At 71.6% G+C, this 12,223-nt stretch carries 4 protein-coding genes; all 4 read right to left on the reverse strand.

Annotated elements, in window-relative coordinates:
• Positions 1-1,583 (reverse strand): condensation domain-containing protein (locus B7767_RS44165; RefSeq protein ID WP_179167584.1); only part of this gene is annotated, 1,583 nt, incomplete at its 3' end.
• A gap of 112 nt (positions 1,584-1,695) precedes the next feature.
• Positions 1,696-1,914, reverse strand: a complete 219-nt coding sequence (locus B7767_RS44170; protein ID WP_085576676.1) for an MbtH family protein — start codon at positions 1,912-1,914, stop codon at positions 1,696-1,698.
• A gap of 87 nt (positions 1,915-2,001) precedes the next feature.
• A complete protein-coding gene (locus tag B7767_RS44175; RefSeq protein ID WP_143653066.1) occupies positions 2,002-9,111 on the reverse strand; it encodes a non-ribosomal peptide synthetase in 7,110 nt (2,369 codons plus the stop codon).
• On the reverse strand, positions 9,108-12,223 hold a 3,116-nt coding region (locus tag B7767_RS44180), incomplete at its 5' end, for a non-ribosomal peptide synthetase (RefSeq protein ID WP_143653068.1). The genes B7767_RS44180 and B7767_RS44175, both read right to left, overlap by 4 nt.

Below are 12,223 nucleotides of genomic sequence, written 5' to 3' on the forward strand. Positions count from 1 at the left end.
ACCACCAGATCCACGGACCGGGGCAGACACACCGCCACCACGTCCTCCGGACCCACCCCACGCCCCACCAGCCAACGCGCCAGCCGATTCGCCCGCCCGTTCAACTCCGCATACGTGACCGACTCCTCCCCACAACACACCGCCACCCGATCCCCACACCGCACCACCTGCTCCTCGAACAACTCCACGAGAGTCCGGTCGGGGTGGGCCACGGGGGCGTCGTCGGCATCGTGGTCGAGCGACCGGGCGCGCTCTCCCGGAAGCATCGCGTCCAGCGCACCGAGCGGCCGGTCGGCGCCGGCGGCGACAAGCCGCTCCACGAAGGAGAGGAACCTCTCCCGGTGCAGGGTGAGCTCGTCCTCGGAGTACAGGGCGGGATTGGCTTCGAAGTCGATACGCAGGGGCTCGCCGTCCCCCTGGTCCTGGAAGACCGCCGACAGGTCCCGCACCGGGCCGAGGTTGAGAGTGTGCGGGGTGGCGGGGACACCTGCGAAGGAAGGCCTGTCGCCGAACAGCATGATGTTCACCTGCGGACCGACGAGTTGCTCGTCCTCGCCCACGAGGCCCAGGTCCCGCCGCATGTCCTCGTAGCGGTGCCGCTGGTGCTTCAGTGCGGCTCGCATCCTGGTGGACACCTGGGTGAGCAGTTCGGTGAAGGTCGTGTCCCCGGACATGCGCAGGCGCACCGGAAGCACGTTGGAGAGCATGCCGGGTGTGGCCCGGGCCGCCTGGCCGACCCTGGCCGTGACGGGCAGCCCCACGACGATGTCCTCGCCCCCGGTGAGGTTTTGCAGGTAGGCGGCGAAGGCGGCGGTGAGGGCGGGCGGCCACGGCACCGCGGCCCGGCTCGCCATGTCCCGCAGCCGTGCGGTGAGTTCGGGTGTCAGGTGACCGGTGACCCGCCCGAGACGGTGCGGCATCGGGGCGGTCCGGCCGGCCAGGCTGCGCACCGCGGGACGGTCCTCCAGCCGGGCACGCCAGTAGGCGCGGTCCTGCGCATGGCGTGCGGAGGAGCGGTACTCCTCGTCGGCGTGCACCAGGTCACGAAGCGATTGCCAGTCGCCGGGCGCGACGGGCGCGCCCTGCACCAGTGCCGTGTGGACCTCGGCCACCCTACGGGCGACGAGGGCGCTGCCATAGCCGTCCAGCACGATGTGGTGGCAGCGGAAGTACCACAGGAAGTGATCGGGTCGCATCTCGATCAACGCGAAGGCGGACAGGTCGGCGGGGCTCGCCGTGGCCAGGTCGACCGGACGGGCGAGGTCCGCCCGCATCCATTCCTCCGCGGCGGCCCGTGGGTCGGGTTCGCGGCTGACGTCGAGATAGCGCACCACCCGGGGCGGGTCCTCCTCGACGATCTGCCGGACGCCGTCCTGGTCCTCGATGAAGCGGGTGCGCAGGGCGTCGGTCTCACGTATCACACAGCGCACCGCCTGCTCGAAGACGTCGGGGTCGAACTGCCCGACGATCTCCCAGTACTGGCCGCCGTTGTAGATCGGGTTGTCGGGGTCGAGTCGCTGCGCGTACCACATGCCCGACTGGGCAGCGGTCAGCGGCAGCCGAGTGGTCCGGGAGTCAGGCATGGTCATCCGTTCTCGATCGAAGAGGTGGCGGGCTGTCGGGGACGGGGGTGGCGGCCGTGGCCGGGTCGCTGGTCCGGCGACCCGGCCACGGAGGGCGCGGCGGGACCCGTGGTCAGGAGGCGGCGGCTTCCATCGCCTGGACCAGGCTCTTGGGCCGCATGTCGGTCCAGTGGGTCTCGATGTGGTCCAGGCACGCCTGGCGGGTGTCCTCACCGTGCACGACGGTCCATCCGGCGGGTACGTCAGCGAAGGAGGGCCACAGGGAGTACTGGGCCTCCTCGTTGACCAGTACCAGGAAACGGCCGTCCTCGTTCTCGAAGGGGTTGCTCATGACGAATCTCTCTCCTCGGTCGGTCCGCGCGTGGAGTCGCACGCACGGAGGTCGGTGGTCCGTCGGCGGGGACGCCGCCGGACCGGCTCAGGCCGGTTCGTTCAGCCTCGCCCGGAGCACCGGGCCGATGACCGCCATCGCGTCGGGCTGTGTGATGGAGCCGTGGGCGCAGTCGACGTCGTGGACCTCGACGGTGCCCTCGACGTACTTCTCCCAGGACCGCGGGGACACGCCCAGCTCATCGGCGGTCCTGGTGGCACGGAAGAAGAGCATGTCTCCGGTGGACCGGTCCGGTGTGAACCGGTCCCCGATCACGGCGAAGTTCCTGAAGACCCGGAACATGCTCTCCAGTCGTTCCAGGGGAAGGGAGCCGAAGGGTGAGCCGCCGGCGCGCAGTCGCGCCATCACGTCCTCACCGTCCAGCGCACCGTCGTCCGGCGGCTCCAGGCCCGCCGTCCGGATCAGGTCCACCAGGAAGCGCTGCCTGCTCCAGGGTTCGGTGCTCACCGCTACCGCGTCCATCGGGTAGCCGTCGAGGCTGCACAGCAACGCCACTTCCTCACCCTGGTTCTGCAGGCGGGCCGCGAGGGCCTGGGCGAGAGCCCCGCCGAGCGACCAGCCCAGGAGGTGGTAGGGACCGTGCGGCTGGAGCTCGCGGATGCGGTGGAGGTAGTCGTCGAGCACTTCGTCGATACTCTCCGGCAACCGGTCGCCGTCCCGCAGTCCGGCCGCCTGGAAGGCGTAGATCGGCCGGTCGCGGTCAAGCTGCGGAATGAGCGCCGAGTACGGCCAGCTCAGGCCGGTGCCCGGGTGGATGCAGAACAGTGGTGGCAGGGCGCCGTGGGCCCGCACCGGGAGCAGTACGTCCAGATCGTCGGTCTCGTCCAGCTCGAGCAGCCGCTTGGCGAGCGCCTGCGCGGTGGGTGCCCGCAGCACCGTGCGGATGCCGATGTCCGTGCCGAACTCCCGCCGGACCTGTTCGGCCACTCTCGCGATGAGCAGTGAGTGGCCGCCGAGGTCGAAGAAGTTGTCGTCCACTCCGACGGACGGCAGCCCCAGAACGTCCGCGAAGATGCGGCGGAGGGCTTCCTCCCGGGGCGTCTGCGCGGACCGGCCGCGGCCGGCCGCGGTGGGGTGTCCGGGCGCGGGCAGGGCTCTGCGGTCGAGTTTCCCGTTCGGAGTGAGCGGGAGCGTCTCCAGCGTCATGAAGGCCGACGGCACCATGTACTCCGGGACTGCGTCGGCCAGCAGTGTGCGCAGCTCGGCCGTCTCCGGCCGGGCACCGGCGGCCGGTACGACGTAGGCGACGATCCAGGGGTCCCCCGGCCGGTCCTCCCGGAGGACCACGGCGCTGCGTGCCACCCGCTCGTCCCGGTCGAGCACGGCCTCGATCTCGCCGAGTTCGATCCGGAAGCCGCGCAGTTTCACCTGGTCGTCGGCGCGGCCCAGGTACTCCAGCACTCCGTCCGAGCGTCGGCGCACCACGTCGCCGGTCCGGTACATGCGGGTGCCGTCGACGGCGAACGGGTCGGCCACGAAGGCCCGTGCCGTGAGCTCCGGCCGGTTGAGGTAGCCCCGGGCGAGCTGTACGCCCGCGAGGTACAGCTCTCCGGGGACGCCCGGCGGCACCGGCTGCAGTGTGTCGTCCAGCACGTACAGACGGGTGTTCCACACCGGCCGGCCGATGGGCACCGGACGGTCCGTGCCGTCGTCGGCGCACTGCCAGTGGGTGACGTCCACCGATGCCTCGGTCGGGCCGTAGAGGTTGTGCAGCTCGGCGTCGCACAGGCGCAGGAACTGTTCCTGGAGCTCACGCGGCAGTGCCTCCCCGCTGCACATCACCTGCCGCAGCGGGGTGTCGCGCACGTTCGTCCCGTCGCGCAGGAAGACGCGCAGCATCGACGGAACGAAGTGAGCAGTGGTGACGCGCTCGGCACGGATCAGTTCGGCGAGGTAGGCGGGGTCCTTGTGCCCCTCCGGCCTCGCGATCACCAGGGTCGCGCCTTCGATCAGCGGCCAGAAGAACTCCCAGACGGACACGTCGAAGCCGGCCGGGGTCTTCTGGAGCACACGGTCCTGTGCCGTCAGGCGGTAGCGGTCCTGCATCCACAGCAGCCGATTGACGATGCCGGCGTGCTCCACCACCACGCCCTTGGGGCGGCCGGTGGAACCGGAGGTGTAGATGACGTAGGCAGGCGAGGCGTGGGTGAGTGGTGCCCGTCGCTCGGCCCTCGTGACATCGCCTTCCGGCAGCGCCCGCAGCTCCTCCCGGACACCGTCCGAGTCCAGGACGACCACGGGGCACGGCAGCCGGTCCGGGAGCACGGACGAGGCCTCGCCGTCGGTCAGCACCAGTACGGGCGCGGAGTCCTCCAGCACGTGGGCGAGCCGGTCGGCCGGGTAGCCGGTGTCCAGCGGCACGTAGGCGGCACCCGTCTTCAGCACCGCGAGCAGCGCCACCACCAGGTCGCAGGAGCGGGGCAGTGCCACGGCCACGAACCTCTCGGGTGCCGCGCCGTGCGAGATGAGCAGCCGGGCCAGCCGGTTGACCCGCCGGTTCAGTTCCGCGTACGTCAGGCTCTCACCCTCGAAGACCAGCGCGGTGTGCTCCGGGTCGGCTGCCGCCCGCCGCTCGAACAGGCCGGGGAGTGTCTCCCGCGGCGTCTCGTGGGCGGTGTCGTTCCACTGTGTCAGGACCCGGTGGCGCTCAGCGGGATCCAGCACCGGTACCTGGCTGATACGCCTGTCGGGGTCGGCGACGGCACCGTGGAGGATGAGCGACAGCCGGTCCACCAGGGACTGTGCCGTGTCGTGGTCGAAGAGGTCCGTGTTGTAGCGCAGCACCCCGTCGATGCCGTCAGGGCCCCCGTCCGGCGTGAACTCCTCACTGAGCTCGAACCCCAGGTCGAACTTGCTGACGTCCAGTGTCAGCGGATGCGGGGACACGGCGAGGCCCGGCAGTTCCAGTTCGGTGACACCGGTGTTCTGCAGGGTGAGCATCACCTGGAACAGCGGGTGCCTGGCCAGCGACCTCTCGGGGTTCACCACTTCCACCAGGCGCTCGAACGGCAGGTCCTGGTGGGCGTACGCCTCCAGGTCCCGCTCCCGGATGCGACCGAGCAGCCGGCGGAAGCTGGGATCGCCCGAGAGATCGGTACGCAGGACCAGCGTGTTCACGAACAGCCCGATCAGGTCGTCGAGCAGGTCGTCGGTGCGGCCGGCGACGGGCGTGCCCACCGGGATGTCATCGCCCGAGCCGACCCGGTGCAGCAGCGTCGCCACACCGGCCTGGAGCACCATGAACAGTGTCGTACGGGTCTCCCTCGCGAGGGCGGACAGACTCCTGTGGGTCCCGGCGTCGAACGTGAAGACCACGGTTCCGCCACGGCCGGAGAGCTCTGCGGGTCTGGGCCGGTCCGTCGGCAGCGGGATCTCCTCGGGAAGGTCCGCCAGCGCGCCGCTCCAGTAGTCCAGCTGCCGGGAGACGGCGCTGTCCGGGTCGCTCTCGTCACCCAGCATCTCACGCTGCCACAGTGTGAAGTCGGCGTAGTGCAGGGGGAGTTCGGACCAGTCCGGGGCCTGTCCCCGGCAGCGGGCCGTGTAGGCCAGTGAGAAGTCCCGCGCGAGCGGTCCCAGCGACCAGCCGTCCGCGACCAGGTGATGAGCCGTCAGCAGGAGCACGTGCTCGTCGGCACCGACCGAGAACAGACGGGCACGGACGGGGACGTCGAGCGCCAGGTCGAAGGGGCGCGCCACCTCGGCCGCGAGCTGCTCGTCCAGCGCGGAAGGCTCCACCCGCGTCTCGGTGAACGGCATCCCGGCATCGGGCATGATCACCTGGCGGGGTCTGCCGTCCGTCTCCGGGAAGACCGTGCGCAGGCTCTCGTGCCGGGACACCACGTCGTTCAGCGCCGCCCGCAGGGCCGCCCGGTCCACCGCCCCGGACATCCGCATGGCCGTGGGGATGTGGTAGGCGCCGTGGTCACCCATTCGGTAGAGGAACCACAGGCGCAACTGCGCGAAGGACAGCGGCAGCTCGGCGGGACGCTCCCGGACGGCCGGGCGCCCGCGCACCGCGCCTCCCGAGGAGAGCAGTCCGGCGAGAGCGGCGGGCGTCGGCCGCTCGAACAGGGAGCGGATGGCGAGCTCCACATCGAGCGCGGCGCGCACCCGGGAGACCAGCCGGGTGGCGAGCAGCGAGTGGCCGCCCAGGTCGAAGAAGCTGTCGTCCGGGCCGACCCGGTCGACACCGAGCACCTCGGCGAACAGACCGCAGAGGATCTCCTCCTGGGGGGTGCGCGGTGCGCGGGCGGACCCGGCCACGGTGTCCGGGGCGGGCAACGCCTTGCGGTCCAGCTTGCCGTTGGCCGTCATCGGCAGCTCGTCCAGCACGACGAGGGCCGACGGCACCATGTGCCCGGGCAGGCGTTCGGCGGCGCGCGCCCTGATGCGCGCGGGATCGGGCCGCTGCCCGGGCGCGGCGACCAGGTATCCCACCAGACGCCGGTCGCCGTCCTGGTACTCGCGCACGGCGGCGGCGGCGTGCGCCACGGCGGGGTCCGCGGCCAGAACGGCCTCGATCTCTCCCGGCTCTATACGGAACCCGCGCAGTTTCACCTGGTCGTCGGTGCGGCCGACATAGTCGAGGTCACCGTCCTCACGCCGGCGGACCACGTCGCCGGTGCGGTACATCCGGCTGCCGGGTGCCCCGTAGGGATCCGCGACGAAACGCTCGGCGGTCAGGCCCGGCCGGCCGAGGTAGCCGCGGGCCACGCCGGCTCCGGCGAGGTACAGCTCACCGTCCTCGCCCGGCGGCACCGGACGCAGCCGGCGGTCGAGCACCAGCGCGCGGTAGTTGGGCAGCGGTCGGCCGATCAGCGGTGGCGTCCCGTCCACCGGCTGCGACGTGGACCACTCGGTGGCGTAGACGGTCGCCTCGGTCGGACCGTAGACGTTCGCCAGCCGTCCGGGGGACAGGGCCCGCTGGATCTCCGACGCCGCCTGGGCGGTCAGTCGTTCGCCGCACAGGACGACGGTGTCCGGGGCGACCCGCACATCCCCCTGGGAGATCAGCTGGGCCAGTGCCGAGGGCACCGCGCTCACCAGAGTCCCGGGAGGATCGTCGGCGGCCCGGGACGACAGGGCGAGCAGGTCCTCCATGACCTCCACGGTGCCGCCGGCCAGAAGGGGCCCGAACATCTCGAACACCGACACGTCGAAGTTGAGCGACGTCGTCAGCAGCACGCGCCGCATCCGCTCGGCACCGACCTCGTCCCGGGCCCAGGCCGCCAGGTTGGTGACGTTCCCGTGTGTGACCATCACGCCCTTGGGACGGCCGGTGGAACCGGAGGTGTAGATCACGTACGCCAGGTCCGCGGGTGAGAGCGGAGCGGTGCGGTCCGCGTCGAGGAGATCGCGGTCCGGGCACGCGGCGCAGGCCTCCGCGGTTGCCGGGTCGTCCAGCTCGGTCAGCAGGTCCCCGGCGGCCGGCAGGCCGCCGGCCACGGACGACTCGGTGAGCACCAGCGCCGGACAGGCGTCCCGCAGGATGTACCGCAGACGGTCCGCGGGGTACTTCGGGTCGATCGGCAGATAACCCGCGCCGGCCTTCAGGACGGCGAGGACGGCGACCATCATCCGCTCGGTGCGGGGCAGCGCCAGCGCCACCAGCCGTCCGGGACCGATCCCGCGCCGTGCCAGCAGGTGCGCGAGCCTGTTGGCCCGCGCGTTCAGCTCCGCGTACGTCAGCCGCCGGTCACCGTGGATCACGGCGAGGTCCTGCGGAGTGCGGGCCGCCTGCGCTTCGAACATTGCGGGCAGGGTGGTGGCGGGCAGGTCGCGTGCGGTGTCGTTCCACTGCGTGAGCAACTGCCGCCTGGTCCCGGCCGGCAGGTCGTCCACGCGGCCGACCGGCTGACCGGGGTCGGCGACCACCGTCTCGAAGAGCCGGGTGAGCCGTGCGGTCAGGTCCCGGATCTCCGCCGGGTCGAACACGTCCGGCCGGTAGCCGAGCTTGAGCATCATGCGAGGGCCGGGCGCCATGGTGAGGGTGAGCGGGTAGTGCGTGGCGTCGCGCCCGGAGCCCCCCGTCACACTGGCGCCGGCCAGGGTGGACTCGACGGATGCGGTGTCCACCGCGTAGTTCTCGAACAGCAGGAGCGTGTCGAAGAGCGAACCGTGGCCGGACAGGGCCTGGATGTCCGTGAGCCCCAGGTGCTGGTGGTCCATCAACCGCGTCTGCTGGGTCTGCAACCGGTCGAACAGGGCGGTGAGCGGTTCCGACGGGTCCAGGACGACCCGTACCGGCAGGGTGTTGATGAAGAGTCCGACCATCTGCTCCACGCCCGGTATCTCGGGAGGCCGACCGGAGACGGTGGTGCCGAACACCACGTCGTCCCGCCCGGTCAGTGAGGCCAGCAGCAGACCCCACACGCCCTGGACGAGGGTGTTGAGCGTCCAGCCGTGCCCGCGGGCCAGTGCGGTCAGCGAAGCCGTCAGTTCCTCGGAGAACACCGCCTCGAAACTCTCCGGCACCCGGGTGAGCGCTCCCGCCTCCCGCGGCGCGAGCAGGGTCGGCTCCACGAGGCCCGCCAGCTCCGACCGCCAGGCCTCCTCGGCGGCGGACCGGTCCTGCTTGCCCAGCCACGCCAGGTAGTCGCGGTACGGGGTGACCGGTGGCAGTCCGGAGGCATCGCCCTTGCGGTGGTACAGCTCGAACAGGTCGCGCACCACGATGGGCGACGACCAGCCGTCCATCAGGATGTGGTGCTTGGTGATCAGCAGCCGGTACTCCCCGGTGCCGAACGTGACGAGCGTGAAGCGCATCAGGGGCGGCCGGCTCATGTCGAACCGCCGGACGCGGTCCTCGTCGACGAGGCGTTGCAGTTCCGCCTCCCGTTCGGTTTCGCCGAGGCCGCTGAGGTCGTGCTCCGTCCAGCGCAGGGGCACCTCCCGCCGGACGACCTGCACGGGCCGCTCGCCGCCCCGGTCCCGGAAGCCGGCGCGCAGGACCCCGTGCCGCCGCAGCAGTGCCCGGGCGGCGGCCCGCAGTGCGGCGATGTCGATGTCACCCCGCAGGTGGAAGACGCTCTGCACGGTGTAGGGGTCCACCCCGTCGGTGTCGTACTGCGCGTGGAAGAACAGTCCCTCCTGCAGTGGCCCCATGGGCAGGACGTCCTCGATCACGGACTTCTTCACCGGCTCATCCCCCACTCGTCGTCGAACTCGTCGAGCTCGTCGTCCATCTCGCTCTCCAGCTCGTCGATCTCCTGCTGGCTGAGCGACACCAGAGGCAGGTCCGACGGCGTGTGACCACCGACCTGGCCGCCGCCCCGCACGTGCGTGATCATGGCTTCGAGCGCCCGTTCCCAGGACTCGGACAGTTCCTTGACCTCGTCCTCGCGGAACAGCGCCCCCGGCCACGCCCAGGCGATGCGCAGACGGGGGCCGTCCGAGTGGTCCTCGGTGATCGCGTTGATCGACAGGGCGTACAGCATCGGGGCGTCCTGGTCGAGGAAGCCCGGCGCCGGCTCCACCGCGGGTCCCCAGTCCGTGGACCGCGCCGCGTCGGCGTCGCCCATCTCGAAGCGGCCCAGGTAGTTGAACCCGATCTGCCGGGGCGGGTGGCCGGACAGCGCCGCCTTGGTGTCCAGGTTGAGGTAACGCAGCATGCCGAAGCCCAGGCCGTTGTCGGGGATGCCGCGCAGCTGTTCCTTGACCCGCTTGATCGCCTCGCCGACCACGGCTCCGCCGTTCCACAGCTGGTGACGGTCCAGCCGGCCCGGGTCGAGCCGGACGGGATGGATGCTGGAGAACCAGCCGACGGTCCGGGACAGGTCCACCCCGTCGGTGAACTCCTCGCGTCCGTGCCCCTCCAGGTCCACGAGCACGGCCGTGTCCTCGCCTCCGCCACGCCGTCGGCGCCAGTCGGCGACGGCCAGCGCGAGCGCGGTCAGCAGGACATCGTTGACGCCGGCGTTGAACGCTCCCGGCACTGTGGTGAGCAACGGCTCGGTCGTCTCCTTCGGCACCACCTGCCACAGACCGCCCATGGTGCGGTTGGTGTCCTGCGTCGGGTCCAGGGGCCGGTCGCTGAGCAGCGGCTCCGGGGACTCCAGGACCCGCGACCACAGGTCCGCCTCCTCGATCCGCTTGGCGTCGTGCGCTGCCGCGGCCAGGTGCTCGGCCCAGCGGCGGAAGGAGGTGCCGACCGGCTCGAGCTCGGCGTCCCGCCCCCTGCTCGCCGCCTCCCACGCCGTGGCGAGGTCCTTTTCGAGGATCCGCCAGGACACGCCGTCCACCACGAGGTGGTGGATGATCAGCAGCAGTCGGCCGGCGGTTTCGGGGCCGGCGTCGAACCACACGGCGCGCACCATCCGGCCTTCCTCCGGGACGATCCGCGTCCATGCGGACTCGGCCTCCGCCTCGATGGCGGCCCGCAGTGCGTCGTCGTCGAGGCCGTCGACGGCGACACGGTTGACGCAGTCGGCGGCACGCACCGATCCGCGCGGCGGCACGTCGAGCGACCACTCCCCGCCCCCCTCGGGGCGTGTCAGGCGCATGCGCAGGGCGTCGTGGTGATCGAGAACTGTCTGCAGCGCACGCTCGAGGGATTCCGTCCCCAGCCCGGCGGGCACCTGCAGCAGCACGGACTGCGCGTACTTCTCGATCGGACCGCCGCGCTCGCGCAGCCGGTGGATGATCGGCGTGAGCGGCACCGATCCGACACCGGTGTCCGTGCCCCGGCTCACGCGCCTGCCGACGGTGCCCGCGTGGGCGGCCAGCGCCTCGACCGTCTTGTGCTGGAACACCGCGCGGGGAGTGATGGCGAGACCCGCCTTGCGTGCGCGGCTGACCAGCTGAATGGAGATGATGCTGTCACCGCCGAGATCGAAGAAACTGTCGTGCACTCCGACCTCGGGCAGATCGAGCAGCTCGGCGAACAGGTCGCACAGCACCTTCTCCCGCGGCGTGCGAGGCCCCTGCGCGGTCCCGGCGCCCCGGAACTCCGGGGCGGGCAGGGCCGCCCGGTCCAGCTTGCCGTGGGCGTTGAGCGGCAGTGCGTCGACGACCACGACCGCAGCCGGGACCATGTAGTCGGGCACCTCCTCGGCGAGCCGGTCCCGCAGGGCCGCCGGGTCCGGGCGCTGGTCGCCGCCCGGAACCGCATAGCCCACCAGACGGCGCTCACCGGGCTGGTCCTCGCGTACGACGACGACGGCGCCGGACACGTCCGGGTGGCGGGTGAGGGCCGCCTCGATCTCGCCGGGCTCGATGCGGAAGCCGCGCAGCTTGACCTGGTCGTCGGCACGGCCCGCGTACTCGAGATTGCCGTCGGCGCGCCACTTGGCCAGGTCGCCGGTGCGGTACATGCGCTGCCCCGGAGCACCGTAAGGATGGGCGACGAACCGGTCCGCGGTCAGCCCCGGACGGCCCAGGTAGCCCCGCGCGAGACCCGCGCCCGCGATGTACAGCTCGCCCACCACACCCGGTGGCACCGGCCGCAACGCCTCGTCCAGGACGAAGAGGCTCGCGTTGCCCTGCGGTCGGCCGATCGGCACCGGCCCCGGGGGGACCTCGGCGCCGGGTTCCATGCGGTACTCGCAGCAGTTGACGGTCGCCTCGGTGGGTCCGTACACATTGAGCACCGCCACGTCGGGGTGTTCCTCGCGCCACTGGCCGAGCATGTCGCCGGAGAGGGCCTCGCCGCCGAGCAGGAGCTCCGCGCCGGGCGAGTACACGTCGGGCAGGTCCTTGAGGAGCGGCAGGTGGCTGGGGGTCGCCTTGAGGAAGGTGACCGGCCGTCCGGTGAGCTGGGCCGTGGTGACGGGTTCCTCCTCGAGCGCGGCCAGGTGGACACAGCCGCCGCCGGCCAGCGTGGTGTACAGGGTGGTGACCGTGAGGTCGAAGGAGACCGGGGAGTGCACCAGGGCGGCTCCGCGGGAGCTGGGGTACGCGGCGGTGGTCCAGGCCAGGTAGTCGACCACCGATCGGTGCTCCACGATCACGCCCTTGGGCCGGCCGGTCGAGCCGGAGGTGTAGATGACGTAGGCCGGGTGCGCGGGCCGCAGCGGCCGGATCCGTTCGGTGTCGGTCAGGTCTCCGTCGGCACGGCCCTCGGTGCCGGCCTCGGCTCCGTCGAGCACATGCACCGGGACGTCCGCCTGCGGCAGCCGCGCCATGGTCCCGGTGGTGGTCAGCAGCAGTGCGGGCGAGGCGTCGCGCAGCATGTACGCGATGCGTTCCGCGGGATACTCGGGGTCGACCGGCAGATAGGCCGCGCCCGCCTTCAGGACCGCCAGGAGCGCGA

This window comes from Streptomyces sp. 13-12-16, from assembly GCF_002114215.1.
GTDB lineage: Bacteria > Actinomycetota > Actinomycetes > Streptomycetales > Streptomycetaceae > Streptomyces.